The 25,270-nt window shown below is 65.6% G+C and carries 27 protein-coding genes; 17 read left to right on the forward strand and 10 right to left on the reverse strand.

Translation table 11 applies throughout. The annotated features are described in order from the left end of the window. Positions 1–26: 26 nt before the first annotated feature. Positions 27–767 (reverse strand): aquaporin, encoded by a 741-nt coding sequence (locus ACX80M_RS00980; protein WP_252598449.1) that lies wholly within the window; start codon positions 765–767, stop codon positions 27–29. A gap of 45 nt (positions 768–812) precedes the next feature. Between ACX80M_RS00980 and ACX80M_RS00985 the strand changes: the two genes are divergently transcribed. From ACX80M_RS00985 to ACX80M_RS01045, 13 genes are all read left to right on the forward strand, one after another. Further along, a complete protein-coding gene (locus ACX80M_RS00985) occupies positions 813–1,487 on the forward strand; it encodes an arsenate reductase/protein-tyrosine-phosphatase family protein (protein ID WP_459308360.1) in 675 nt (224 codons plus the stop codon). A gap of 148 nt (positions 1,488–1,635) precedes the next feature. Continuing rightward, positions 1,636–2,058 (forward strand): arsenate reductase ArsC, encoded by a 423-nt coding sequence (locus ACX80M_RS00990; RefSeq protein WP_459308362.1) that lies wholly within the window; start codon positions 1,636–1,638, stop codon positions 2,056–2,058. A 38-nt stretch (positions 2,059–2,096) separates the two neighbouring features. Beyond that, a complete protein-coding gene (gene trxB, locus ACX80M_RS00995) occupies positions 2,097–3,074 on the forward strand; it encodes a thioredoxin-disulfide reductase (RefSeq protein ID WP_252608536.1) in 978 nt (325 codons plus the stop codon). A 179-nt stretch (positions 3,075–3,253) separates the two neighbouring features. After that, positions 3,254–4,633: an FAD-dependent oxidoreductase gene (locus tag ACX80M_RS01000; protein ID WP_252613899.1), complete on the forward strand. Its 1,380-nt coding sequence runs from the start codon at positions 3,254–3,256 to the stop codon at positions 4,631–4,633. Between the two features lie 58 nt (positions 4,634–4,691). Then, the gene (locus tag ACX80M_RS01005) at positions 4,692–5,363 is read left to right on the forward strand and encodes an arsenate reductase ArsC (protein ID WP_252569619.1); all 672 of its coding nucleotides are present in this window, start codon (positions 4,692–4,694) and stop codon (positions 5,361–5,363) included. Further along, entirely contained in the window at positions 5,360–5,782 is a 423-nt protein-coding gene (locus ACX80M_RS01010; RefSeq protein WP_459308365.1) for an arsenate-mycothiol transferase ArsC, read from the forward strand. The genes ACX80M_RS01005 and ACX80M_RS01010 overlap by 4 nt, the downstream gene beginning before the upstream one ends. Positions 5,783–5,951: 169 nt before the next feature. Next, complete coding sequence (locus tag ACX80M_RS01015) at positions 5,952–6,815, forward strand: HpcH/HpaI aldolase/citrate lyase family protein (RefSeq protein WP_252598443.1); 864 nt, start codon at positions 5,952–5,954, stop codon at positions 6,813–6,815. A gap of 32 nt (positions 6,816–6,847) precedes the next feature. Continuing rightward, the gene (locus ACX80M_RS01020; protein WP_252608542.1) at positions 6,848–7,819 is read left to right on the forward strand and encodes a DUF2797 domain-containing protein; all 972 of its coding nucleotides are present in this window, start codon (positions 6,848–6,850) and stop codon (positions 7,817–7,819) included. A gap of 22 nt (positions 7,820–7,841) precedes the next feature. Beyond that, entirely contained in the window at positions 7,842–8,066 is a 225-nt protein-coding gene (locus tag ACX80M_RS01025; RefSeq protein ID WP_252598440.1) for a DUF3188 domain-containing protein, read from the forward strand. A 44-nt stretch (positions 8,067–8,110) separates the two neighbouring features. Continuing rightward, positions 8,111–8,578: an FAS1-like dehydratase domain-containing protein gene (locus ACX80M_RS01030; protein WP_141141246.1), complete on the forward strand. Its 468-nt coding sequence runs from the start codon at positions 8,111–8,113 to the stop codon at positions 8,576–8,578. 2 nt (positions 8,579–8,580) lie between these two features. Continuing rightward, positions 8,581–9,018, forward strand: coding sequence for a MaoC family dehydratase (locus ACX80M_RS01035; RefSeq protein WP_058931677.1), 438 nt, complete (start codon positions 8,581–8,583; stop codon positions 9,016–9,018). A 4-nt stretch (positions 9,019–9,022) separates the two neighbouring features. Then, positions 9,023–10,297, forward strand: a complete 1,275-nt coding sequence (locus tag ACX80M_RS01040) for an MFS transporter (protein ID WP_252598438.1) — start codon at positions 9,023–9,025, stop codon at positions 10,295–10,297. A gap of 48 nt (positions 10,298–10,345) precedes the next feature. Beyond that, entirely contained in the window at positions 10,346–11,413 is a 1,068-nt protein-coding gene (locus tag ACX80M_RS01045; protein ID WP_252608555.1) for a UDP-N-acetylmuramate dehydrogenase, read from the forward strand. A 20-nt stretch (positions 11,414–11,433) separates the two neighbouring features. On the opposite strand, the gene ACX80M_RS01050 is transcribed toward ACX80M_RS01045, so the two are convergent. Then, a complete protein-coding gene (locus tag ACX80M_RS01050) occupies positions 11,434–11,943 on the reverse strand; it encodes a hypothetical protein (RefSeq protein WP_157769010.1) in 510 nt (169 codons plus the stop codon). 37 nt (positions 11,944–11,980) lie between these two features. Between ACX80M_RS01050 and ACX80M_RS01055 the strand changes: the two genes are divergently transcribed. Further along, positions 11,981–13,078 (forward strand): winged helix DNA-binding domain-containing protein, encoded by a 1,098-nt coding sequence (locus ACX80M_RS01055; RefSeq protein ID WP_459308532.1) that lies wholly within the window; start codon positions 11,981–11,983, stop codon positions 13,076–13,078. A gap of 1,154 nt (positions 13,079–14,232) precedes the next feature. Here the strand turns inward: ACX80M_RS01055 and asd are convergent. The 8 genes from asd to ACX80M_RS01095 all read right to left on the reverse strand — a co-directional run bounded on the left by asd (position 14,233) and on the right by ACX80M_RS01095 (position 22,513). Further along, a complete protein-coding gene (gene asd, locus ACX80M_RS01060; RefSeq protein ID WP_252598433.1) occupies positions 14,233–15,375 on the reverse strand; it encodes an aspartate-semialdehyde dehydrogenase in 1,143 nt (380 codons plus the stop codon). 92 nt (positions 15,376–15,467) lie between these two features. After that, complete coding sequence (locus tag ACX80M_RS01065; RefSeq protein ID WP_252598432.1) at positions 15,468–15,686, reverse strand: NF038396 family protein; 219 nt, start codon at positions 15,684–15,686, stop codon at positions 15,468–15,470. A gap of 1 nt (position 15,687) precedes the next feature. Beyond that, positions 15,688–16,272 (reverse strand): dihydrofolate reductase, encoded by a 585-nt coding sequence (locus ACX80M_RS01070; RefSeq protein WP_252613900.1) that lies wholly within the window; start codon positions 16,270–16,272, stop codon positions 15,688–15,690. Next, positions 16,269–17,072 (reverse strand): thymidylate synthase, encoded by an 804-nt coding sequence (locus ACX80M_RS01075; RefSeq protein WP_252598429.1) that lies wholly within the window; start codon positions 17,070–17,072, stop codon positions 16,269–16,271. The genes ACX80M_RS01070 and ACX80M_RS01075 overlap by 4 nt, the downstream gene beginning before the upstream one ends. 169 nt (positions 17,073–17,241) lie before the next feature. Next, a complete protein-coding gene (locus tag ACX80M_RS01080; RefSeq protein ID WP_252598428.1) occupies positions 17,242–18,210 on the reverse strand; it encodes an NUDIX hydrolase in 969 nt (322 codons plus the stop codon). Positions 18,211–18,220: 10 nt separating this feature from the next. Then, complete coding sequence (locus ACX80M_RS01085) at positions 18,221–20,470, reverse strand: RNA degradosome polyphosphate kinase (protein ID WP_252608559.1); 2,250 nt, start codon at positions 20,468–20,470, stop codon at positions 18,221–18,223. Between the two features lie 148 nt (positions 20,471–20,618). Next, positions 20,619–21,590 carry a mycothiol synthase gene (mshD, locus tag ACX80M_RS01090; RefSeq protein WP_459308371.1) on the reverse strand — a complete coding sequence of 324 codons (972 nt, stop codon included), beginning with the start codon at positions 21,588–21,590 and terminating at the stop codon, positions 20,619–20,621. A 224-nt stretch (positions 21,591–21,814) separates the two neighbouring features. Next, positions 21,815–22,513, reverse strand: coding sequence for a winged helix-turn-helix transcriptional regulator (locus tag ACX80M_RS01095; RefSeq protein WP_056344481.1), 699 nt, complete (start codon positions 22,511–22,513; stop codon positions 21,815–21,817). A gap of 348 nt (positions 22,514–22,861) precedes the next feature. On the opposite strand from ACX80M_RS01095, the gene ACX80M_RS01100 reads away from it, so the two are divergent. The 3 genes from ACX80M_RS01100 (at position 22,862) to ACX80M_RS01110 (ending at position 25,211) form a co-directional block, all read left to right on the forward strand. Next, positions 22,862–23,629 (forward strand): permease, encoded by a 768-nt coding sequence (locus ACX80M_RS01100; protein WP_252598661.1) that lies wholly within the window; start codon positions 22,862–22,864, stop codon positions 23,627–23,629. A gap of 170 nt (positions 23,630–23,799) precedes the next feature. Continuing rightward, the gene (locus ACX80M_RS01105) at positions 23,800–24,414 is read left to right on the forward strand and encodes a nitrobindin family protein (RefSeq protein WP_056344475.1); all 615 of its coding nucleotides are present in this window, start codon (positions 23,800–23,802) and stop codon (positions 24,412–24,414) included. A gap of 74 nt (positions 24,415–24,488) precedes the next feature. Further along, positions 24,489–25,211, forward strand: a complete 723-nt coding sequence (locus ACX80M_RS01110; protein ID WP_141141233.1) for a flavodoxin family protein — start codon at positions 24,489–24,491, stop codon at positions 25,209–25,211. Positions 25,212–25,270 lie beyond the last annotated feature (59 nt).

Below are 25,270 nucleotides of genomic sequence, written 5' to 3' on the forward strand. Positions count from 1 at the left end.
CCGCCGTCGGACCGGTCGACGAAGTCTTAGGAGCTGGTCTTTTCCGTGGCGTGCGGAAGAACGACGTCGTCCGCGTTGCGCGCCACGGAGGGGAAAAGGGCGAGTAGGAGCCCCAAGCCCACGGCCGCCCCGAGCAGTTGCGCCACCACAAAGCCGGGAACTGAAGCGGGTGCGATGCCGGCGAAGGTGTCACTGAAGATGCGGCCGACCGTCACGGCGGGGTTCGCGAACGACGTTGAGGACGTAAACCAGTAGGCGGCTCCAATGTAGGCGCCCACGGCCGGAGCTGCGAGGGTGCCCCGGTTTGTGGCCGCCAGGGTGAAGATCAGCAGTACGAGCCCTGCGGTGGCGACAACTTCGCCCAGCAGCTGCCCGGTGGTGGCGCGGTCCTTCGCCGAGATGGAAGTGCCCACCTCGAACATGGCGTTGGCCACCACGCTGCCGCTGATTGCACCGACGGTTTGGGCAACTACATATGTGCCCAGGTCCGGAAGTGTCAATCCGGTTCCGCTGCGCCGGCCGAGGACCCAGTCCACGAGCGAGACCACGGGGTTGAAATGCGCGCCGCTGATCGGGCCGAAGACGAGGATCAGCACCGTCAGACCCAGAACCGTGGCGGTGCTGTTCTGCAGCAGCTGCAGGCCGATGTCGCTGGGGGAGAGCTGCTGTGCCATGATCCCCGAGCCAACGACGATCATGACGAGCAAACTGGAACCGAGTAGTTCGGCGAAGGCGCGGCGCCACAACGGCGGTTGTTGAGAAGTCATACCAACAGCTTGACTCAAGATATTTACTCAGTCAAAATTGAATCAATGAACATTGACCCAGTTGAAGTTTTCCGCGGGCGGGTCGCCAAGCATGCGGCCCTGGCGGATCCCGCGCGGCTGCGCATCGTGGACCTGCTGACCCTGGGGGATCTTTCCCCTACGGAGCTGCAGGCCGAGCTCGGGATGCCGTCGAATCTGCTGTCGCACCACCTGCGCACACTGGAAGTCGCGGGCCTGGCGACACGCCACCGTTCGGAGGCGGACAAGCGCCGCAGCTACATCCGGCTGGCCGCAGGGGCGTTGGAGGGATTGGCCCCCGGCCGCGAACACGGCGCCCGCCGTGTCCTCTTCGTCTGCACGCGCAACAGCGCCAGGTCCCAGCTGGCCGTCGCACTCTGGAATCAGGTCAGCGACATCCCCTCGACTTCGGCGGGCACCCATCCGGCGGACCGCATCGCCCTGGGTGCCATTGATGTCGCGAGTCGCCACGGCGTTGCTCTCGCGGACCTTCCCCCGCACCGGCTCGATGAAGTGGCGCACGATGATGACTTCGTCGTGACCGTATGCGACAACGCCCACGAGGAAATCCTCAACCTGGGAGGGATCCATTGGTCTGTTCCGGATCCACTGCGCCTAAACACGGAGGATGCTTTCGAGGGCGCCTTCACTGACATCTTCCACCGCGTTTCCGGCCTCGCGCCCCGACTGCATGCTGCCTGATAGTCTAAGCCCGTAAATATTGACAACCATCAATATATTGTCCGATACTGCATACATCGACGCATATCAATGTCTAGCCGGCGTGGTGGTGCGGACACAACGACCTCGTCAAAACTGATCCACACGCAACTGATTCCAGGAGAAACACGTGAGCACCGAAACCGCCAAGAAGCCTTCCGTCCTTTTTGTCTGCGTCCACAATGCCGGCCGTTCCCAGATGGCCGCTGCCTTCCTGACCACCCTTTCCAACGGCGGGATTGAGGTGCGTTCCGCCGGTTCCCAGCCTGCGGACAAGGTCAACCCGGCCGCCGTCGAGGCCATGGCCGAACTGGGCATCGACATGTCTGCAGAGATCCCCAAGGTCCTCACCACCGAGGCCGTGAAGGAGTCCGACGTCGTGATCACCATGGGCTGCGGCGACGAATGCCCCTACTTCCCCGGCAAGCGCTACGAGGACTGGGTCCTGGAAGACCCGGCCGGACAGGGCGTGGAGTCTGTCCGCCCCATCCGTGACGAGATCAAGACGCGCATCGAAGGACTCATCGAGTCCCTGATCCCGGCCGCCAAGTAACCCACCCCGCGCATTTTCAAGCACCAGGAGAGACCAACGTGAGCACCGATCAGTTGATCATTATCGGCTCCGGCCCTGCCGGCTATACGGCGGCCATTTACGCCGCCCGCGCGGGACTCAACCCGCTGGTCCTGGCCGGCTCGGTCACGGCTGGCGGCGCCCTGATGAACACCACCGAGGTGGAGAACTTCCCGGGCTTCCCGGGCGGTATCCAGGGCCCCGAGCTGATGGACGGGCTGCAGGAGCAGGCCGAAAAGTTTGGCGCCCGCATCGTGTTCGACGACGTCATGGAAGTCACGCTGACGGGGCACCTCAAGCGCGTGGTCACCGGATCCGGCGAGACCCACGAGGCACCCGCCGTCATCCTGGCCACCGGCTCCGCTTACAAGGAGTTGGGCCTGCCGGAGGAGAAGAAGCTCAGCGGCCACGGCGTGTCCTGGTGCGCCACCTGCGACGGCTTCTTCTTCCGCGAACAGGACATCATCGTGGTGGGCGGCGGCGACTCCGCCATGGAGGAAGCCACCTTCCTGACCCGCTTCGCAAAGTCCGTGACCGTCGTTGTGCGCAAGGGCGAAGTCCGGGCCTCCCGGATCATGGCCCAGCGCGCCAAGGACAACCCCAAGATCAGCTTCGCGTGGAACTCCGCCATCACGGCCATCCACGGTGATGCCAAAGTCACCGGCGTCACCCTCACCGATACACGCACCGGGGAGACCCGCGAGCAGGCCGCCGCCGGGATCTTCGTTGCCATCGGCCACCTGCCGCGGACCGAACTCGTCGCCGGACAGGTTGACCTGGATGCCGAAGGCTACATCAAGGTCGACTCGCCCACCACCGTCACGAACCTCACCGGCGTGTTCGCCTGCGGCGACGCCGTGGACCACCGCTATCGCCAGGCCATCACAGCAGCCGGCACCGGCTGCGCGGCAGCCCTCGACGCCGAACGCTACCTCGCCGCGCTGGAAGATGCGGACAGCATCGCCACCGCACTGGTCGAAGAGCCGATCCACGCCTGACCACCGGGAAAGGGGAGGGGGTGAACTGGATGGACACCGATTGCTGCACCGATACGGGCTGCTGCGACGAGGACGATCTGGACTGCTGCTGAACAGCGCCGCCCCGGCCTGCCGGTCCCACAAGGCTCCGGCAGGCACCCCGATCGAACCGCACACCAACGGATGAAACAGAGGACAGCATGGATCCAGTAAAGAACCTTCCCGTCGCAGTCATCGGCGCCGGCCCCGTCGGTCTTGCTACCGCAGCCCACCTGCTCGAACGCGGCCTCGAGCCGCTGATCTTCGAGGCAGGCCCGACGGCGGCATCCGCCATCGAACAGTGGCGCCACATCCGGCTGTTCTCACCCTGGCGGTTCAACCTCGACGCCGCGGCCGTGCGTTTGCTGGAGGACGCCGGTTGGGAAACCCCTCGCCTGACGGCACTGCCTTACGGCGGGGAACTGATCGACAATTACCTCGCCCCGCTGGCTGCAACCCCGGAGATCTCCTCCCGGCTCCAGACCAGCGCACGCGTCATTGCCGTTACACGCCAGGGCATGGACAAAACCCACGTCCGGGACCGTGACGCCACCCCTTTCACCGTCCGGGTCGAACACGACGGCGGTGAAATCCGCGACCACACCGTGGCGGCCGTCATTGACGCGTCCGGCACGTGGTCCACCCGCAACCCGCTCGGAACTTCCGGGCTGCCCGCCATCGGTGAAGACACGGCCGCCGCCCGGATCTCCTCGCCCCTGCCGGACGTCACAGGACGGGACCGCACCTCCTTCGCGGGCCGCCGCGTCCTGGTCGTGGGCGCCGGGCACTCGGCCGCGAACACACTGATCAATCTGGCAGACCTCGCCAAGGAGGAACCCGGAACCACCATCCTGTGGGCCGTGCGCGGAGCATCCGCTGACAAGGCCTACGGAGGCGGCGACGCCGACGGCCTGCCCGCCCGCGGCCAACTCGGAGCCCGGCTCCGCCGACTCGTGGAGGCCGGAACAATCGAACTGCACACCGGCTTCGGGATCGCTGCCTTCAAGAGCCTGGACTCCAGCGTGAGCGTCGAAGCCGTCGACGGACGCACTCTGGAAGCGGACATCATCGTCCCCTGCACGGGCTTCCGGCCGGACCTGGTCAGCCTGCACGAACTCCGGCTCAACCTTGACCCCGCTGTCGAAGCACCCGTCGAGCTGGGCCCTTTGATCGACCCCGAATTCCATTCCTGCGGCACGGTCAAGCCGCATGGCGCCAAGCTTCTCGCCCACCCGGAAAAGGACTTCTACATCGTCGGCATGAAGTCCTATGGCCGTGCGCCGACCTTCCTGCTAGCTACCGGCTACGAACAGGTCAGGTCCGTCGCTGCGGCACTCTCCGGCGACCAGGCCGCGGCGGACACTGTCCACCTTGAACTGCCCGAAACCGGGGTTTGCTCCACCGACGCCGGCACCAGCTGCGACGTCCCCGCGGCCTCAACAGCAGACACTGACGGATCGGCGGAGAGCGGCTGTTGCGCCGCCCCGGAACCGGTCCTCGTTGGATTCCCCACCGGGCTGGCTCACGGCCGCTCCGGGTAACACTGACCACAACCAACCACGACGCACCGTTCCAGACGCACGCCAAGGGAGTATTGCCATGACCGAACACCAGAAAACGACGCTGGGATTGCAGGACAATACTGAAATCCTGCACCGGATCAGCGAACGCCTCGCCGAGCGTTTCACCGGGGTGTTCGCCGTCGAGACGGTCGAACGCTACGTCTTCGAGTCCTACACGGCCTTGGCCCGGACAGCGAAGATCAGCGCCTACCTGCCTGCCACCACGGAACACTTCGCCAACGACCGGCTGGCCGCCCTGGCCAAATCCAAAGGGTCGGTGGTCTCCGAGGTCCCGGAGGTCCTGTTCGTTTGCGTGCAGAACGCCGGGAGGTCACAGATGGCTGCCGCGCTGCTCAACGTTGAAGCCAAGGGCAGGATCCGCGTCCGGTCGGCAGGCTCCATGCCGGCAGCTGAGCTGGATCCAACCGTTGTGACTGCAATGTCCGAAATGGGCTTGGACATGGGCAAGGACTATCCGAAGCCACTCACGGACGACGTCGTGCGGGCATCTGACGTCGTCATCACCATGGGCTGCGGTGACTCATGCCCCATCTACCCCGGGAAACGCTATGAAGACTGGGACCTCACCGACCCCGCCGGTCAGTCCCTGGAGACGGTCCGGGTCATTCGCGACGAAATCCAGGCGCGCATCAAAACCCTCGTCGGCTCACTCCTGGCCGCAGAACAGAAAGAAAACATCAACTCATGACCGAAAGCACCAAGACTCCCCGTATCCTGTTCGTCTGCAGCAAAAACGGCGGGAAGTCCCAACTTGCGGCCGGTCTCATGCGGGACCTTGCCGGGGATGAGGTCACCGTTTACTCGGCAGGCACTAAACCGGGCAGCCGCCTGAACAACGAGGCCGTGGAATCCCTGAACGAACTCGGCATCGACATCACCGGGGAACACCCTAAGCCCGTCACCGACGAGGTGCTTGACGCCGTCGACGTCGTGATCGTCCTGGGCACCGAAGCCAAGCTCGAAGCCCGCGGAGGCACCCGCTTCGAAACCTGGGAAACCGACGAACCTTCCACCCGGGGCATCGAAGGCGCCGAACGCATGCGCCTCGTCCGCGACGACATCAACACACGCGTCCGAAAGCTCCATGCGGAACTCACAGGCAACTGAGCCTGGGCCCCACGCCGTGGGTTGAGGCTGAAGCCCCGCGGGTAGAGCTTGTCGAAACCTGGGTCTCGACAGGCTCGACCACCGGCGCCGGCCGGTCGTATCTGTATTGTTCGGCACGTCCGGCGCCATGGCTTAGCGCTGGCAGTGCCCGGGCAGATACGGTAGTAGCATGACGTCACCCACCGCCACCGAGACATTACGCCCCAAGCGCAACATCCCAGCAGAAATCGCCCGTTCGTGGCTTCTGGTCAACGCGATGAAAACCGACCTGTTTGACCAGTCGGCTGTTTCGCGCGCTGACTCGATCATCCTGGACATCGAGGATGCCGTGGACCCGTCGCAAAAGGACGAAGCGCGAGGTCACGTGATTGACTGGCTCAGCGGTGGCGGCCAGGCCTGGGTCCGCATCAACGATGCCACCAGCCCGTTCTGGGCCGATGACCTTGCAGGGCTGCGCGGTACGCCCGGCCTGCTCGGCGTGATGCTCGCCAAGACCGAATCAGCTGACCAGGTGACCGAAAGTTTCCACCGGATGGACGGCAAGACGCCGGTCATCCCGCTCGTCGAATCGGCGCTCGGCATCGAGGAAGCCAACAACATCGCCAAGGCCCAGGGTGCTTTCCGCCTGGCGTTCGGCTCCGGCGACTTTCGCCGCGACACCGGCATGGCGGCCACCCCGGAGGCCATGGCCTACCCGCGCGCCAAGCTGGTGGTCGCTAGCCGCGTGGGCAACCTCCCGGGCCCCATCGACGGCCCCACCGTCGGCACCAACCACCCCATCCTGCGCGAGCAGACCGGCATCACCGTGATGATGGGCATGACCGGCAAGCTGTGCCTGGCCATCGACCAGACGAACGTCATCAACGAGGTCATCAGCCCCACCCCGTCGGACGTCGCCTGGGCCACGGACTTTATGGCCGACTTCGAGGCCAACGGCCGCGTCATCCGTGACGGCTCGGACCTGCCCCGCCTGGGTCGCGCCGAAAAGATCATGAAGCTCGCCATAGCGTTCGGCGTGCAGCCGGCGCTGTAGCGCCACCCGTACACCCAAGCACTGGAGACCCCGTGACCCATACCCGCTATCTGGTTCACGGGGTCTTTTGGGACGGCGCCCCGGCGCAGTCTGTAGGGCACGACGGCGGCGGCCCGGCTCTGCGCCTCCAGTCACCGTCCGGGGATCTCCGCGAGGTCAGCCTCGAGGCGGGCGCCAGGCTCGGTTTCGCGGTGGCCGATCACGGCAGGTTCTGCCTGGGGCACCACAAGGTCCACTCAGCCAGCAGCCGCGACCACATCCTGTGCCCGGCCAGCGCTCCCGCTGTGAAGGGCAAGCAGTGCGAACGCTGCTTTGTGCTGGACGATTCCCGCCTCATCCACGATTTCCACCGGGGTGGCCGCGTTCCGGACGGGCTGCTCACTTATCTTCTGCAGGATCACTGGCTCTACGTGGCCACGTTCGCCGGCGGCGCCAGCAAGGTGGGCACGGCGTCCCACCTGAGGAAATGGAACCGGCTCGCGGAACAGGGAGCGGTGGTGGCACGGTACGTTGCCAGGGCGGAGGACGGCCGGGTGGTGCGGATCCTTGAGGACATGGTGACGCGCGAGGCCGGGCTGGCGCAGCAGGTCCGCTCCGCCGCCAAAGCCGAGGCGCTGGCGGGGCCATTGCCAGCGGCCGCCCTGGACGGCATCAATGAGCGGCACGCGGCCGCGGTCCGCACGCTGCTGGGCCAGGCCGCCGTCGACGGTTTCAGCCCAGAAGGTTGCAGCGCAGAAGGTTTCAGCATTGTGGACGAACTCTGGGTGCGGCCGGCGCAGGCGGCAGGGCTCTGTGCCCCAACGCCGCGCCACGCCTACCCGCATCCGTTGGAGCAGGGAAAGCACGGCTTCGGAATCACCGCGCTGAGCGGGACCAACGCCCTCGCCAGCCTGGCCGGAACGGACGCGGCGTTTGTGGTGAACCTTGGCCGGCTGGCTGCCCGGACAGTCGTCCTGGGGGGCTTCGCCTCGGAGGTGCCGGCCGTGCAGGAATCGCTGTTCTGAACGTGCTCGGTAGACTGTCACGGTGCTCAAAGAATTCTGGGAGTCAGCGCCCACCTCGTACAAAGTCCTGGTCTTCGGCGCCATGGGCCTCATCGGCGTCGGGATCATCCTGAACCTGATCGGCAACACGTCCGGAAACCAGGGCCTGGCCACGGCTTCCCTGCCGCTGATCGGTCTCGGCCTCCTCCTGCACATCGCCGGGATCGTGGTGCGCGGCCAGACCATCCGGAAGAACCTCCGCAAGTAGCCGGAATTCCGGGTGTCCGGGGGCAGACCGATAGGCTTGAGGCCATGACTATCAATCCGGACCTGCAGGGCCGCAGCTACCCTGCCGCAGAGGTTTACGACGTCGGCCGCGAGAAGATCCGCGAGTTCGCCCGCGCCGTCAAGGCCACGCACCCAGCCCACTTCGACGTCGAGGCCGCCAAGGCCCTGGGGCACAAAGACCTGGTGGCACCACCCACGTTCGCCATCATCATCGCCCAGCGCGCCGATGCCCAGCTGATCGAGGATCCGGATGCCGGCATCGACTTCTCCCGCGTGGTCCACGCCGACCAGCGCTTCATCCACCACCGCCCCATCTTTGCCGGCGACCGCCTGGTTGCCGAACTGCACGTTGACGGTGTCCGTGCCATGGGCGGCGGGGCCATGATCACCACCCGCCAGGAAATCTTTGCCCTGACCGACGGCGGCAACGGGTCGCGCGAGGCAGTCGCCACCACCACGTCATCCATCCTCGTCCGCGGAGAGGGACAGTAACCATGAGCCCCAGCTTCCACGAACTCAGCGCCGGGCAGGATATCGGCAGCCGCACCATCGAGGTCACCCGCACCGACCTGGTCAAGTACGCCGGCGCCTCCGGCGACTTCAACCCCATCCATTGGAACGAAGCCTTCGCCACCGGCGTGGAACTGCCCGGCGTCATCGCCCACGGCATGTTCACCATGGGTGCCGCAGTGCAGCTGGTGACCGACTGGGCAGGCGACCCCGCCGCCGTCGTCGACTTCCAGACCCGTTTCACCAAGCCGGTCCTGGTCACGGACACCACCGGAACCACGGACGCCGGAGCCACCATCGAGGTCAGCGGCGCCATTGGAAAGCTCGACGCCGATGCCGGCACCGCCCGCGTTGACCTCACCGTGGTTGCTGCCGGCCAGAAAGTGCTGATGAAGGCCCAGGCTGTCGTCAGGCTTTCATGATCCTTTGACCGTCAACACAACTGCCTCGGCCGAGGTCACTGCCTGGCGCAATGCCGTGGTGGTTGCCTACGCCGGCAGCGGACTGGCCTTCGCGTCCTGGGTGTCCCGGCTTCCGGCGATCCGCGACGGGCTGGACCTGACCCCCGGCACTGTCGGTTTGCTGCTGCTGTGTATGACGCTGGGATCGTTCATCTCGGTGTCCGCGTCGGGGCTGATCGTGCTCCGCCTGGGTTCCAAACGGACCATCCGCGCCGGCGCCATCATGGTGGGCTGCGGCATGGCCATCACCGGATTTGGCACGTCGGTGCTGGCCACCCCGGGCGCGGTGGCCGTAGGTCTCGCCGTCATCGGATTGGGTTCCGCCAGCTGGAGTACCGCCTCCAACGTCGAGGGCGCCTCGGTGGAACGCGCGGTTGGCCGGCACATCATGCCCAGGCTCCATGGTGCGTTCAGCCTCGGCACCGTCGCAGGTGCAGGCCTTGGCGCGTGGGCCGCAGCCGCCTCCGTCCCGGTGTTTTGGCACCTGGCCGCGGCCGGCGTCGTGGTTGCCGTCTCGGTGACGACGGCGGCAGCCTGGTTCCGTGCGGATGTCACCCCCGTCGCGGGGGAACGGACCTATGTACCGGACAACTTCGAGGACCCGTTCACCGGCCCGATCCCCATTGTCACCGCCGGGGCGCCCGCTGACAGTGCCGGTGTCCCGCTGGACAACAAGCGCAAGATCGCGGAGGCCTGGCGCGACCGGCGCACCCTGCTTCTCGGAGTCATGGTCCTGGGGCTTGCCTTGGCCGAAGGTGCAGCAGGGGACTGGGTGGCACTGGCCCTCGCCGACGGGCACGGCCAGACCGACGCCGCCGGAGCCGCCGGTTACGGGCTCTTCGTGACCTTCATGACCATCGGACGGTTCGCCGGCACTGTGGTCCTGGACCGTTTCGGCCGCGTTCCGGTGATGCGCTGGTGCGCCGCGCTGGCAGTGTCCGGACTCGGACTGTTTGTGTTTGCCCCCGTTCCCTGGCTCGCCTTTGTGGCCCTGGCCATCTGGGGACTCGGCGCCTCGCTGGGCTTCCCGGTGGGCATGTCCGCCGCCGCCGACGATCCCGCCAAGGCTGCGGCCCGCGTCTCCGTGGTCTCCACCATCGGCTACGGCGCGTTCCTGTGCGGGCCGCCGCTGTTGGGACTGCTGGCTGAACACGTAGGCATCCTGCACTCGCTGCTGGGCGTGATGGTGATGCTGGTAGCCACGTTCCTGCTCTCACCGGTGGCCCGGAAGATTCCCTAGCTCAGTTTGATGGCGTTTGATTCGGTTTGGTCTTGTTACGCTGGTTTGGTGACCCAGACAATGCTTTCTGCCCTGACCACGGCCGCCGTCGGGGGCCCCGCCGGCAAATATGTTGAGGCCAGCACCGAGGCGGAGATCATCGACGCCGTCCGCACGGCGGACGCCGCGGGGGAGCAGGTCCTCATTATCGGCGGTGGCTCCAACCTCTTGATTTCCGACGACGGGTTCCCCGGCACCGTGATCAGGATCGCCTCGGAAGGGTTCACCGTCAACGCCGAGGACTCCTGCGGCGGCGTGGCCGTAGTGGTCCAGGCCGGCCACAATTGGGATGCCCTGGTGGAGCACGCCGTGCTGCATGCGTGGTCCGGCATTGAAGCACTTTCCGGCATCCCGGGGGCCACGGGCGCCACGCCCGTGCAGAACGTCGGGGCCTACGGCTCTGACGTCTCCCAGACCATCGCCGCGGTCCGCACCTGGGACCGGACCCGGAACGCGGTCCAGACGTTCACCAACTCCGAGCTGAAGTTCGGCTACCGCGATTCCATCCTGAAACAGACCACCGTCGAGGGCTCACCCCGCTACATCGTGCTGACCGTGGAATTCCAGCTGCCGCTGGGCCGGATGAGCGCGCCTATCCGCTACGCCGAACTGACCCGCTCCCTGGGCGTTGAAGCAGGCAAACGGGCGTACTCCAACGATGTCCGCCGGGAGGTCCTGCGGTTGCGGGGTTCCAAGGGCATGGTGCTGGACCCGGCCGACCGGGACACGTATTCCACCGGCTCCTTCTTCACCAACCCGGTTGTGCCCGTGGACGTGGCGGCAACGCTGCCGGAGTCCGCACCGCAGTACCCCGCGGGGGCGGACGGGCTGGTGAAGCTGTCCGCAGCTTGGCTGATCGACCAGGCCGGATTCGGCAAGGGCTATGGCCTGGAGGAGGGCAGCGCCTCCGGCGGGCGGGCGTCACTGTCCACAAAACACACGCTGGCCATCACCAACCGCGGCTCCGCCAGCGCGAAGGACATGCTGGCCATCGCGCGCGAGGTGCGTGCCGGCGTCGTCGAACGCTTTGGCATTGAACTCCACCCGGAACCGTTGCTCATCGGCCTGACGCTCTAGCGTTCAGCCCGTTGAAGGCATCAGCCTGCTTGCGTGACCGGCGCCAGGCGCCCGTCAACGGTGCCGATCAGCCGGACGTTCGTGGCCATGCCCAGCAGGGCGGCGGCCCAACCGGTCAGCGCCAAATATGGCCCCATAAACAGCCAGACCATAAGGCCCGGAACCGCCGGGTGGGTCGCGGCTGCAAGAATGCAGACCACCAAACCGATCACGGCGGTGGCATGGGCGAGGATCCAGAGCAGCCGGCCGCTGACGGGATAGAGCTTCCAGTCACGGACAATGCGGACCTTGCCGCGGCCCACCCGGATACCGGGAAAAAGCACGGCGTACCCTCCGCCCAGCGACAGGAACAGGGAAGGCAAGAGGAGTTCCAGGGGTGCCTCGCCGCCGCCTCCCGGGAATCCCAGGGGCTGGAAACCAATGGCCGGGGCCAGCCCGATGGCCACGCCGGCCAGGACCGATACGGTCCCTGCCACCAGCCATGCCTGTGTTCCGCGCGCGAACAATTGCCACAAACTCCCCAAAGTCATGCTTACACCCTATCGGGCCAGGTCCTACGATGAGGACATGGCAGTGAACCGCGTAAGCCCCAAGGTGCTGGGCAGGTTACGCCTGGCCTCTCAAGGACTGCTTGGCCGCGGACTCGGCTCCGTAGAGGGCGCGGTCCGCTGGATGGCGGCCACGCAGGCTCAGGACCTGCAGGCCGCGCTCTGGGCCATCGGCCTCCGCGTTCCGGGCGCAGGTTTGACTGACGTGCGCGCCGCGCTGGACAGCGGAAGGGTGGTCCGGTCCTGGCCGATGCGCGGCACCCTGCACCTGGTGGCTCCCGGGGATCTGCGCTGGATGCTGGACCTCACCACCGAGCGTCTTAGCCGCATCATTGCCGGCCGGCACCGGGAACTGGACATCACCTGGGCGGACATCGAGAAGTGCCGCGACGTTGCCTTGGAGCGGATTGCGGCCGGCGGTCCCGTGAGCCGGACCGAACTCTTCGAGGTGTTTGAGGCGGCCGGGCAGCCCACCACCGGCCAGCGGGGGATCCATATCCTGGGGACGCTGTGCCGGCACGCCTGGCTGGTTCAAGGGCCATTGGCCGGGAACCAGCAGCTGCTGGTGGCGTTCGATGACTGGATCCAGGTTTCGCGGGGCCTTGAGCGTCAGGAAGCGATCGCCGAGTTCATGCTGCGCTACTTCCGCAGCCACGGCCCTGGCACGGTCCGCGACTTCGCCTGGTGGACGCAGATTCCCCTGACCGACGTGCGGGCGGCGTTTGAGCTGGTCAGCGGCCAACTGGTGGAGCTGGAGTTCGCGGGCGTCCACTACTGGATGTCACCGGAGACTGCATCAATGCTCGACGACGGTGTGCCCGGGCAGCGGTCCGTCCTCCTCTTGCCGGGCTTCGACGAGTTTGTGCTGGGCTACATGGACCGGAGCCTTGTGCTGGCCCCTGAGCACGCCAACAAGATCGTCCCGGGCGGCAACGGAGTGTTCAAGAAGACCGTCGTGGCAGGGGGAGAGGTGATCGGCACGTGGGCGCGGGCCGGCACCGGCCGCAGTTCCGCCGTCGTGCCTGAACTCTTTGACGAATCCAAACCGCTTGGACCCGCTGCGCAGGCGGCGTTCAGCAAGGCCGCCGTACAGTGCCTCGCATTCCTGGACAGCTAAGCCAGGCCCCAATCGCCGCCCTGCCGAACACGGGCGGCCCTGCCCCGCAAAAGCGGTGCGGGGCAGCACCGTTCCTGCGGGGCAGGGCCGTTCAAGCGGCGGGTGGCAAGCGGGGAGGCAGCGCAGGATGCCGGAAGAAGCGGATGCGGGTATTGCTGCCGGGGTTGTCCACATAACGTGGCTGCGATCTACCCGGGCCAGCACTCGTCCGAGAACCTTGGACCATGAATGGCGACAAAATCCGTGTGCTCCTGGATGTGCGCTGGCCGGCCTTCCCCGTTGCCTCCACGCAACAGTTGGACGCGGCAGGGCTGGACGAGCGGGTCCTGACGGCGGCAGTCCGCCCCGGAACCATCCTGCGCCTTCGACGCGGAGCTTACGTCCGGAACGCTGACTGGAAGAGAGCGGAGCCGTGGACCAGGGACGCCCTGCGGATCCAGGCGCACTTCCTGTCCACCGGCGGGGCCTGCCGCTACAGCCATATCAGTGCCGCCAGGCTGCACGAGTGTCACGTCTGGGATACCGGGCCCATGATCCACGTCACCACGGACTACGCCAACTCGACGAATAGTGCCGGCACGGACGTCCGCACCCACCGGATGGACCTGCAACCCGTAGATGTGACAACGCTGTGGAGCATGGGTGGCAAAGAGATTCTGACCACCGGCATTGAACGGACCGTCCTGGACTGCGCCCGTATCCTGCCACTGGAGCAGGCAGCCGTGATCGGCGACCACGCGCTGCGCAAGGGAGCCGGGATCGACAGCATGCGGCAACTTCTGGACGTGGGACCGGTCAAACGCGGGAACCGGCGGGCGCTGGATCTGCTGGCGGCCCTGGATGGGCGGTCGGAATCGGTGGGGGAGACCCGGACCAGGCTGCTGCGATCATTCGATCTGCACATGTTCATTCCGCAGTTCGAGATTCAGACGCCAAGTGGTCAATTCCGGGCAGACTTCGCGGATCCGCTAACCCGCATAGTGATTGAGTTTGATGGCAGCGGCAAATACACCGACTACGGGCCCACGGAGGACGTGCTGCTCGCAGAGCGTCGCCGGGAGAACGCACTGATCGAAGAAGGCTGGCTGGTCCTTCGACTTGAGTGGAAGCACTTGGCGTATCCCGCAGAAGTGCGGCGCCGGAGCCGCGGGAGGTTACAGGTTCCCGGTGGCGATGTTGAGCATGCGGCGCAGCGGCTCGGCGGCGCCCCAGAGCAGCTGGTCGCCCACGGTGAAGGCGCTGATGTACTCCGGGCCCATTTCCATCTTGCGGATGCGGCCCACGGGGATGTCCAGGGTGCCGGACGCAGCCACGGGGGTCAGGCCCGCCATGGAGTCTTCCTTGGTGTTCGGGATGACCTTGGCCCACTCGTTGTCCTCGGCGAGTAGCTTCTCGATCTCGGACACGGAGAGGTCCTCGCGGAGCTTGAGGGTCAGCGCCTGCGAGTGCGAACGCATGGCCCCGATCCGGATGCACAGGCCGTCCATCATGATCCGGTTTTCGTCCGAGGTGCCCAGGATCTTGTTGGTTTCAACCCCGGCCTTCCACTCTTCCTTGGACTGGCCGTTCCCAAGGTCCGCGTCGATCCACGGGATCAGGGAACCGGCCAGCGGCACGCCGAACTGGGTGGCGTCGATGTCGGTGCGCTGGTGGGCGAGGACCTTGCGGTCAATTTCCAGGATGGCCGACGCCGGGTCGTCCAGTTCCGAGCTGACCTCGGCATTGAGTGTGCCGAACTGGCTGAGCAGTTCGCGCATGTGCCGGGCGCCGCCGCCGGAAGCAGCCTGGTATGTCATGGACGTGCCCCATTCAACGAGGCCGTTCTTGAACAGCCCGCCGAGGCCCATGAGCATGCAGGAAACGGTGCAGTTCCCGCCGATGAAGTCCTTGGTCCCGTTGACCAGGCCCTTGTCGATGACGTCGCGGTTGATCGGGTCCAGCACGATGATCGAGTCGTCGTTCATGCGCAGCGTGGAGGCGGCGTCGATCCAGAGGCCGTCCCAGCCGCGGCCACGCAGCTCGGTGTGCACGCGCTTGGTGTAGTCCCCGCCCTGGGCGGTGACAATAATGGGCAGCTTAGCCAGCGTGTCGACGTCGAACGCGTCCTCAAGCTTGCCGGCGGCGCCAGCGGCAGCACCGGCAATCGACGGGGCGGCACCTCCCGCGTTTGACGTGGAGAAGAACACCGGGTTGATGTTGGCGAAGTCGCCCTCGTCCTGCATGCGCTGCATCAGGACGGAGCCGACCATGCCGCGCCATCCGACCAGGCCGACGGAGGGGGTAGCTGCTGTAGTCATTCGTCCAGTTTAGACGCCGGATCGCGCAGGGCGCAGTCGGTTACGTCACCCGCGCGGGGATGCGTACGAGCGGCGTGCGGGGGAAACAGGCGTCAGCTGCGGTTGGTTTCCTCCAGCACCGCGGCTTTGCGGAGTCGCAACGCGTAGAAGGCGCCGAAGGCAAACACCTGCGTCACCACCACCAGCACGATGGCGCCGGGGATCTTGTTGCCGCCCAGGATCATGGTCAGGCCAACGATCGCAGACAGCAGCGCGAGCAGCGGCAGCAGCATGTAGCCCAGCACAAACAGTGTTTCCGGTTTTTTCAACATCTCAGCCCTGCGTCCTAATCCATTTGGTAAACCTGTAGCGCGTTCCGTTGGCCGCCGTCAGCCACCCGTCTGGCGGGACGCACGCCGCCGCCTCCCAGGTCTCATCGAGCTCGGGGGCGAACGTGTCGCCGTCCGCCTCCACGTCGATGGTGGTGACCACCGCGACGTTGGCGAGTTCGGTGGACTGGCGGAAGACTTCCCCGCCGCCCAGGATCCAGACGGTCCCGCCGCCGTCGACGAACTGCGACTCAAGGAGGGCATCATCCAGGGAGGGGACCACGACGGCGCCCTCCGCCTCGGGCGATTCGCCCCAGTTTTTCTGCCGGGTGATCACAATGTTCGTCCGGCCGGGCAGGGGACGGTACTTGTCCGCGAAGGACAGCCACGTCTTGCGCCCCATGATCACGGGGTGCCCCATGGTGAGCCGGTTGAAGTGCTTCAGATCCTCAGGGAGGTGCCAGGGCATGTCGCCGTCCTTGCCGATCACGCCGCCGGACGTCTGCGCCCACACAAGGCCGACGCCGGTCACGGAACCGGCGAGTTCCTGCGTGAAGTCCTGGGGGTCTGCTGCGTTCTCGGTGCTCATACGGCGATCGGGGCTTTGATCGTGGGGTGGTGCTGGTAGCCCACCACTTCGAAGTCCTCGAGCGTGTAGTCGAAGATCGAGGCCGGCTTCCGGGTGATCCTCAGCTGCGGGTATTCATAGGGTTCCCGGTCCAGCTGCTTCAGGACCTGGTCCATGTGGTTCTCGTAGATGTGGACGTCGCCGCCTGTCCATACAAACTCGCCAGGCTCCAGCCCCACCTGCTGCGCAATCATGCACGTGAGCAGGGCGTAGGAGGCGATGTTGAAGGGCACGCCCAGGAACATGTCCGCCGAGCGCTGGTACAGCTGGCAGGACAGTTTGCCGTCGGCCACGTAGAACTGGAAGAACGCGTGGCACGGGGGCAGTGCCATGTCCTTGAGCTCGGAGACGTTCCAGGCAGACACGATGTGCCGGCGCGAGTCCGGGTTGGTCCTGAGGTTCCCCACCAGCTCGGCGATCTGGTCAACATGGCCGCCGTCAGGGGTGGGCCAGCTGCGCCACTGGACGCCGTAGACGGGACCCAGTTCGCCTTCCGCGTCGGCCCACTCGTTCCAGATGCTCACGCCCTGGTCCTGCATCCATTTGACGTTCGATTCACCGCGCAGGAACCACAGCAGCTCCACTGCCACGGACTTGAAATGCACGCGTTTGGTGGTGATCAGCGGGAAGCTCCGGCCAAGGTCAAAGCGCAGTTGACGGCCGAAAACGCTGGTGGTTCCGGTGCCCGTGCGGTCGGATTTGTGCGTGCCATGGGCCAGGACATCGCGCAGGAGGTCTTCATAAGGCGTCGGGATGCTCACGGCTAAAGTCTACCGGGCGAAGCCCCGCCGACCCCGCAAGGGTCCCGCGGCCGGCCCCAGCGTTGGCCGCCGGCCGCGCATCGGATCAGCCCTTCCTCAGTTTGCCGCGGACCAGATCGAGCAGCAGTTCATCGGTGAGCCGGGCGGCGCGCCCGGGCGTGCCGAAAACTCAGTCGTCGAAGGGCTTGAACTGCTCCACTGCCACGATGCGGCGCCTGTTGTCGATGGCCACGTGGCACACCACCAGCTCACCGGGGGACAGGTAAGGGTCGGCGTCCGGCAGGAGCGCGCGCACGCGGCCTGGCATGTGCTTGGCCAGCTGGCCCAGGATGGTGGGCAGTGCGGGACGGTGCGTGCAGACGGCGACGGGCCGTGCCTTCTCCAGGAGCGACTCAATGGCGGCAGCGGTTTTTTTGGGGGTCCGGGCGTGCCGGTGTTCCGTCAGCGATTCCACCAGTTTGACCTTGGCCCCTGTTGCCCTCAGGTATGGCGCCACGGTTGACACGCAGCGCCGCCAGGGACTCGTCACCACGCGCGGCGGCTTCCAGGCCTGCAGCAGCCGGCTGACGGCCTGCGCCTGCCTGATTCCCGTCGCGGCCAGGGGCCGTTCGCCCTCGGCTTTGGACCAGGACGAGCGGGGCTTGGCCTTTGCATGCCGCACCACAATCAGCGGCCATGTGTTGAGGTCACCCCGGCCATGGGCTGCCCGCAGGTACTCCAAGGGAACGACGTCGGTCGGATTGGACAGCAGCCCCGCGGCCGTTTCAGGGGCGCACCACACCACGCGGTCCACCTCCTTGCCGTCGGGAACGAGGCGGGCCCCGTTGACGTGGACCGCCCAATAGTGGACCACCTTCAGTCCGGTCGCCACCCGGTAGTGGATCGGCGGCAGCGGAATGCCCAGGGGCGCATCAAGTCCGATCTCCTCGTGCACCTCACGGGCCGCGCATTCGGGAAGGGTCTCACCGGCGTCGATCTTGCCCTTGGGCCAGGACCAGTCGTCATACCGCGGACGATGGATCAGCAGGACTTCGAGACCTTCGGAGTTGATACGCCAAGGCAGTGCCCCGGCTGCGACGACGGCGATTGCCTCGCCGGGATGTTCTGTTTGGTCTGCTACGAGGATGTCGCCCGCCAACGCCGTAGTCCTACCGACGGCTCAGGCTGCGCTGGCGGGTGCGCGAGGCCAGCAGCCAGGACTGGATGTCGTCGAGGTGGCTGCCGTCGTCGGCAATGTGGTGCCGGTTCCACAGGCCCTGGTTATCCAGATGCCAGCTGGCTGTCTCCGGATCCATGTAGCGGCGCAGCAGGTTAAGGACGTAGCTGATGTCGTCGGGATTGGACAGCTGGACCAGGGCCTCGACCCTGCGGTCCAGGTTCCGGTGCATCATGTCCGCCGAGCCGATGTAAACCACAGGATCGCCGCCGTTGGCAAAGGCGAACACCCGGGAGTGTTCCAGGAATCGGCCCAGCACGGAGCGCACCGTGATGTTGTCGCTGAGGCCCGGAACGCCGGGACGCAGCGAGCAGATGCCGCGCACAACGACGTCCACCATCACGCCGGCCTGGGACGCGCGGTAAAGGGAGTCGATGATGGCTTCATCCACCATGGAGTTGACCTTGATCTGCACCCTTGCGGCCAGCCCGGCCCTGGCGTTGCGGATCTCGGTCTCGATGCGGTCGATCAGCCCGGAGCGGACGGAGCGCGGAGCCACCAGGAGCCGCTTGAACGTTGACTTCGGAGCATAGCCGGAGAGCTGGTTGAACAGTTTGGAAAGGTCCTCGCCTACCTGGTCATTGGCGGTCAGCAGGCCAAGGTCCTCGTAGTAGCGGGCCGTGCGGGGATGGTAGTTGCCGGTGCCGATGTGGCAGTAGCGGCGCAGCCCGTCCACTTCCTGGCGGACCACCAGCGACAGCTTGCAGTGGGTTTTCAGGCCCACGATGCCGTAGACCACATGCACGCCCGCCTGTTCCAGCTTGCGGGCCCAGGAGATGTTGGCCTGCTCGTCGAACCGGGCCTTGATCTCCACGAGGGCCAGCACCTGCTTGCCGGCCTCTGCGGCATCGATCAGGGCGTCAACGATGGGGGAGTCGCCCGAGGTCCGGTACAGGGTCTGCTTGATGGCCTGGACCTTGGGGTCCGCGGCCGCCTGTTCCAGGAACGCCTGCACGGAGGTGGAGAAGGAGTCGTACGGGTGGTGGAGCAGGATGTCGCGGCGGCGCATGGCCGAGAAAACGTTGGCGGCCTTGGACGTCTCGGACTCGTTGAGGAATCGGGACGTGTGCGGCATGTGCTTGGGGTAATGAAGGTCGGCACGGTCAATTCCGGCAATGACGGACAGGCCGCGGAGGTCCAACGGAGCCGGGAGCGAGTACACCTCGGACTCTTCCACTCCGAGCTCACGGATGAGCAGGGCCCGGATGTTCGGGTTGATGTCGTGGGTGACTTCGAGGCGGACGGGAGGGCCGAACCGGCGGCGCAGCAGTTCCTTCTCCAGCGCCTGCAGGAGGTTCTCGGCGTCGTCCTCTTCCACTTCGAGGTCCTCGTTGCGCGTGACGCGGAAGATGTGGTGTTCCAGGACTTCCATGCCGGCGAAGAGCTTGTCCAGGTGGACGGCGATGACTTCCTCAAGCGCGATGAAACGCGCCACGCGTCCCGCCACGGCCCCGGCCCGCGGACCGTCGATGGAGATCAGGCGGGGAAGCTGGTCCGGAACCTTGAGGCGGGCGAACAGTTCCTTGTCGCTCACGGGGTTGCGGACCACGACGGCCAGGTTGAGGGAGAGCCCCGAAATGTAGGGGAACGGGTGTGCCGGGTCCACGGCCAGCGGCGTCAGGATCGGGAAGACCTTTTCGGCGAACATGGCACTGAGCTGCTGCTTGGCGGCGTCATCCAGTTCGTCCCAGTGCATCAGGTGGATGTGCTCATAGGCCAGGGCGGGGCGGATCTGTTCGGCGTAGACCTGGGCATGGCGCTGTTGGAGGCGGTGGGCTTCGTCGCCGATCTTCTCCAGCACCTCCACAGGGCTGAGGCCGGCAGGGGAGGGCACGGCGAGGTTGGTGGCGATGCGCCGCTTCAGGCCGGCCACCCGGACCATAAAGAACTCGTCCAGGTTGGACGCGAAGATGGACAGGAAAGCCACGCGTTCCAGGAGGTGGAGCGAGGGATCTTCGGCGAGTTCCAGGACGCGGGAGTTGAAAGCCAGCCAGCTGAGCTCGCGGTCCAGGAAACGGTCAGGCCGGATGTCCCCTTCGGGCACAAGGTTGGGCGCAAACTCGGGGATGTCGATCCGGTCCTGCGTTGCACGCGAGGCAGGGACTTCGGATGAGCCGAAGCGCGCGCGCACCGGCACTGAAGCGCCCTCGGACGTGACTGTTCCGGCGGGTTCCGGTTTCATGGTCTCTCCTCTTACCTGGCGCTTGATGCTGGCCCTCGGCCGGCGCGGTTCTTTACCAACCTTACAATCAATCAGCGTCCACAAGCCCTAGATTTCGGGCCATCCGAAGTCGTTAGTCACACGAGAGGGATAACTCACCCGGGCGGCACTAAACAGAGGCCAGCGGTCCGTACATCACGTCCATATCCCAGCGTGTGAAGCCCAGGCCCCGGTAAAGGGAAACGGCAGCGGTGTTGTCGGCATCCGTGTAGAGCATGACGGCGTGAAGCCCCAGGCCCTGCAGATGCCTGATGCCAGCCACAGTGAGTGCTCTTCCCAGACCCATACCCTGCGCGGCCGGTGTGACGCCCACCGCGTAGACCTCGCCGATCGCAGGGTGGGCGCCGTGGCGCGGATGCACCTTGGTCCAGTGGAATCCCAGCAACCGGTCCTCGGCGTCCACGGCCAACAGGAAGCCGGCGGGATCAAACCAGTCCTCGGCCATGCGGGCATCCAGGTCCGCGCGGGACATCGAGCCCTGCTCGGGGTGGTGGGCAAATGCGGCGCGGTTCGCAGCCAGCCAGCGGTCCTCGTCCCTGCCCGGCGCAAAGGCGCGGAGCGTGACGCCATCCGGCAGGCCGACGTCGGGCAGTTCTGCCGTGGCGGTGGTCAGCCTCATCTTCCAGAGTTCGCGCACCGGACCGTAGCCGTAGCGGGCGGCGAGGTCCGCGGCTGCCTCGTGGTTGCCGTGGGACCAAGCCTTCAGCCCATCCAGGCCTCGCCCGGACTGAAGTGCGCCGACAAGCCTGTCCGCCACGCCCTGGTTGCGGTAGCTGGGGTGGACGGCAATTTCCAGCACTCCGCTGCCGTCCGGCTCCTCCACAACAACGGCAAACCCGGCCAGGTCCTGGCCGGAGGAGGGATCGGAGTCCTCGTCCGGCGCGTAGAGCGCCAGGGTCAGGAGGGAATGCTCTGCAGAGTCCCCGGCGCGGAGCGTCACCACCGTTTGCTCGGAAAGCGAGGGGTTGCCGTCAGACTCCTCGGCAGCTGCGAGGAGCGCCACGCAGTCCTTCAGCAGCTGTTCTTCCAGACCGCCGTGGACAATAAGGACGGGCCATTTTTCCGGGTGCGCAGGACTCATGAGGCTAGGCTATACGCCCCGGCCGGACGGCGCTCCGATTTGATGGCCCCGGGGCAGGCACGTATAGTCGATATCTCACCCGCCGGTAACGGTGGGAAACGAGGGGGATCCACCAGTGGGGTGGCCTCGATACGTTCGACTCGTATGTCCTCCACAAATACAGCATCACTACGACAGCAACAGCCCCGGACCAGCGGTCCGGGGCTGTTGCTGTCTGAACGGTGTCAGGCTTCCGTCAGTTCGTCTTCCTGCTGCCGCACCAGGGTCAGGCGATAGCCGACGTTCCGGACCGTGCTGATCAGGTTTTCGTGGTCTGCACCGAGTTTGGCACGCAGCCGCCGGACATGGACATCCACGGTGCGCGTGCCGCCGTAGTAGTCATAGCCCCACACTTCGGTGAGCAGTTGCTGGCGGGTGAAGACGCGGCCGGGGTGCTGGGCCAGGTATTTGAGGAGCTCGAATTCCTTGAACGTCAGGTTCAGCGGGGCGCCGTTGACACGGGCAGTGTAGCTCGCTTCATCGATGACCACGCCTGCCGCCCGGATCTCCGTGGGGGCGTCATCCTTGTCCGGAACTGCCCGCGCCACGGAGAGCCTGATGCGGGCTTCCACTTCGGCGGGACCGGCTGAATCGAGCACGATGTCATCCACGGCCCAGGCCGAAGAAACAGCGGCCATGCCGCCCTCGGTCAGGATCAGGACCAGGGGTGCGCTCAGACCTGTGGCCTTGAGCAGCTGGGTGAGGGAGCGGGCGCCCACCAGGTCCTTGCGGGCGTCGAGGAGCACAATGTCGCAGGGATCGGTCTCCAGCAGGGCTGTGGGTTCCGCGGCGAGGATGTGCACGCGGTGGTTCAGCAATTCCAGGGCAGGCAGAATGTCTACCGAAGAACCGGTGCTGTTCGTCAATAGCAGGATGTGCGACATTGTTCCTCCAAGGGGCGTCCGCGCATCTTCGGGCGACTGAACCGGGTTTTCACCGGCCGGTACTATCTCACTGCAGCGGACTTGGCCGACTAAGTATCTATCCGGCCAGCATCCGTAGCAGGAAGCGTAGCTGAACTCTGAGTATACCCACCGGCCTGCACGACAGCACGGATTCCGCCCCCTCAAACCTTCGTTTTGCGACATATCCGGGTCACATAAGGCAGGATTGAACCGTCGGGCAGAACGCCCTGACACCGAAGGCCGAGCCGCCGGGTCCACAGCCAGAATGGGATGCCACGAATTGAGTGCAGAGTCGAAGCCGAAGCGAACTGGCCGGCCGGGTTTCCGATGACCGCCGACGTGCAGGCCCCGGCAAAGTCACTGGACTCGTGGGTCATCGGTGTTGTCGGAGTGGCGGGACTCGTAGCGATCATCGCCGGCGTCTACATCTCACGTGAGGTACTCATCGGCGTCGCTGTGGCGATCGCTGTGGCAGTAGGCATCGGCTGGCCCCATTTCCTGCGCATCCCCGCGAAAAAGACCCTTGCAGCCGTCATTGCGCTGCCGGGCGTCGGATCGGCGCTCGCTGCCGGTTTTGTCCCCGCCCCGGGTTTCCTGGACTGGACGCCAGCGTTCATGGCGTTGGGAATGATGGCTGTGTTTGTGGTGCAGCTCATCCGAGGCACGGGCCAGGCCCAACGGCTTGAGTCCACGCTGGGCTGCTGCGCCGGGGTACTCCTCTCGTGCCTGGGGGCAGGCTGGATTGCCGGCGCGCGCTTCAACGGCGTGCGGGAGATGCTCCTGGTGGCAGCCATCAGCGCTGCCGTGGCTCTGCTGGCCGGCCTGATCCGCTGGCCGGACAGCATCGTGGCCCCCCTCGGCATTGTGATGGCAGGACTTGCCGGGCCGCTCGCCGGACTGGTCTTTTCCGATATTGCTGTTCTGCCGGCGGCGATCTTCGGTGTTGTGGTGGGCGCCGTGCTGGTCAGCTTCCGCCGACTCGTAACACTCCGCGGCGGTCCGCTGAATCCTTTGGCTGCGGTTAGCATGGGCCTTGCGCCGGTTTCGGCCGTGGGCTCCCTGGCTTACTTCATAGACAAACTACTCATCTACTAACCGGTTAGGATGGCATCATGTCCGTACTTGCATTTGAAATCTTCTTCCTCGTCCTGCTCGGCATCGCCAGCCTGTCCATGGCCTGGTTCGCCGGCTTTGTGGTTTACCGCCTCTTCAAAGGCCAGAAGTAAACCCGTTCAACGAGCTAGCATTTTCCTGAGGTAATTGCCGTGCCGATAGAAATTCCTACAGACCTGACACCGGAACTTGTTCCGCTTTCCTGGCTCATTGGTGAGTGGGAAGGCAGCGGCCGGCTCGGCAGCGGGGACGAGGACTCGGAGCACTTCCTCCAGCATGTCTCCTTCACGCACAACGGCCTGCCGTATCTTCAGTACCGCGCGGAGAGCTGGTTAACCGACGACGACGGCACGCGCCTGCGGCCGCTGACGGTTGAGACCGGTTTTTGGGCGCTGGAGCGCAAACAGCTTGATGCCGACGGCGGACCGGGCCTGATTCCGGCCGATATTGTTCCCGCTCTCAAGAGCGCCGATGAAGTCGAAGCGCTCCGCAATAAAGACGGCGGGTTCGATATCTCGGTGTCCATCTCACATCCCGGCGGGATCTCCGAGCTCTACTACGGGCAGATCAAGGGCCCTCAGATCCAGCTGACCACCGACATGGTGATGCGCGGAAGCCATTCCAAGGACTACAGCGCGGCCACCCGGATCTTCGGACTGGTGGACGGCAACCTGCTCTGGCGCTGGGACGTGGCCACCGGCGGAACATCGCAGCCCGGCAAGGGCCTCGAAGCGCACGCCTCTGCCTTCCTGAAAAAGGTTTCCTGACGCCCTGCCGTGTCACCGGTCATCGGTAGACTTGGCATCCTGGGCTTCACCCACGAGTGAATCAAGGGAGCATCATGGCTACACAGAAGGACTCCACGGATTACAGCGACCTGAAGGCTGTGTTCTTCAACGGCACTCTGAAACGGTCGCCCGAGACCAGCAACACCGAGGGCCTGATCAATGTCAGCCGCCTCATCATGGAGAAACAGGGCGTGAGCACCCGCGTGATCAGGACTGTCGATCACGACATCGCGAGCGGTGTTTACCCGGACATGACCGAGCACGGCTGGCCGTCCGATGAGTGGCCGGAACTGTACCCTGCTGTTGAGGAGGCCGACATTGTGGTGGTGGCCGGTCCCATCTGGCTGGGCGACAACTCCTCCCAGACCAAGAAGCTGATCGAACGGCTTTACGCGCATTCGGGGGAACTCAACCACAAGGGCCAATGGGTGTTTTACCCCAAAGTTGGCGGGTGCCTGATCACCGGCAACGAGGACGGCATCAAGCACTGTTCCATGAACGTGCTGTACAGCCTGCAGCACATCGGCTTCACCATCCCACCCCAGGCCGACGCCGGCTGGATCGGCCCGGTTGGCCCCGGCCCGAGCTATCTTGACGAAGGCTCCGGCGGCCCCGAATCCGACTTCACCAACCGCAACACCACGTTTATGACATGGAACCTGCTGCATTTCGCCCGGATGCTTAAGGACGCCGGCGGGATTCCCGCCTACGGCAATCTTCCTGAAGAATGGAAAGCCGGAACACGCTTCGACTTCGAAAACCCGGAATACCGCTAACGCCGCGGCGCGGTGGTTGACCCACCGGTGGTCGAGCCTGTCAGGACCCGCTGCCCGAG

Source organism: Pseudarthrobacter sp. MDT1-22 (assembly GCF_054511035.1).

Bases quoted from the DNA above. Each gene is read 5' to 3' on its own strand.
- ACX80M_RS00980 (WP_252598449.1), bottom strand. From the start codon at position 767: ATGACTTCTCAACAACCGCCGTTGTGGCGCCGCGCCTTCGCCGAACTA.
- ACX80M_RS00985 (WP_459308360.1), top strand. From the start codon at position 813: ATGAACATTGACCCAGTTGAAGTTTTCCGCGGGCGGGTCGCCAAGCAT.
- ACX80M_RS01000 (WP_252613899.1), top strand. From the start codon at position 3,254: ATGGATCCAGTAAAGAACCTTCCCGTCGCAGTCATCGGCGCCGGCCCC.
- ACX80M_RS01005 (WP_252569619.1), top strand. From the start codon at position 4,692: ATGACCGAACACCAGAAAACGACGCTGGGATTGCAGGACAATACTGAA.
- ACX80M_RS01010 (WP_459308365.1), top strand. From the start codon at position 5,360: ATGACCGAAAGCACCAAGACTCCCCGTATCCTGTTCGTCTGCAGCAAA.
- ACX80M_RS01015 (WP_252598443.1), top strand. From the start codon at position 5,952: ATGACGTCACCCACCGCCACCGAGACATTACGCCCCAAGCGCAACATC.
- ACX80M_RS01030 (WP_141141246.1), top strand. From the start codon at position 8,111: ATGACTATCAATCCGGACCTGCAGGGCCGCAGCTACCCTGCCGCAGAG.
- ACX80M_RS01035 (WP_058931677.1), top strand. From the start codon at position 8,581: ATGAGCCCCAGCTTCCACGAACTCAGCGCCGGGCAGGATATCGGCAGC.
- ACX80M_RS01050 (WP_157769010.1), bottom strand. From the start codon at position 11,943: ATGACTTTGGGGAGTTTGTGGCAATTGTTCGCGCGCGGAACACAGGCA.
- ACX80M_RS01055 (WP_459308532.1), top strand. From the start codon at position 11,981: ATGGCAGTGAACCGCGTAAGCCCCAAGGTGCTGGGCAGGTTACGCCTG.
- asd (WP_252598433.1), bottom strand. From the start codon at position 15,375: ATGACTACAGCAGCTACCCCCTCCGTCGGCCTGGTCGGATGGCGCGGC.
- ACX80M_RS01065 (WP_252598432.1), bottom strand. From the start codon at position 15,686: ATGTTGAAAAAACCGGAAACACTGTTTGTGCTGGGCTACATGCTGCTG.
- ACX80M_RS01070 (WP_252613900.1), bottom strand. From the start codon at position 16,272: ATGAGCACCGAGAACGCAGCAGACCCCCAGGACTTCACGCAGGAACTC.
- ACX80M_RS01085 (WP_252608559.1), bottom strand. From the start codon at position 20,470: ATGAAACCGGAACCCGCCGGAACAGTCACGTCCGAGGGCGCTTCAGTG.
- mshD (WP_459308371.1), bottom strand. From the start codon at position 21,590: ATGAGTCCTGCGCACCCGGAAAAATGGCCCGTCCTTATTGTCCACGGC.
- ACX80M_RS01095 (WP_056344481.1), bottom strand. From the start codon at position 22,513: ATGTCGCACATCCTGCTATTGACGAACAGCACCGGTTCTTCGGTAGAC.
- ACX80M_RS01100 (WP_252598661.1), top strand. From the start codon at position 22,862: ATGACCGCCGACGTGCAGGCCCCGGCAAAGTCACTGGACTCGTGGGTC.
- ACX80M_RS01110 (WP_141141233.1), top strand. From the start codon at position 24,489: ATGGCTACACAGAAGGACTCCACGGATTACAGCGACCTGAAGGCTGTG.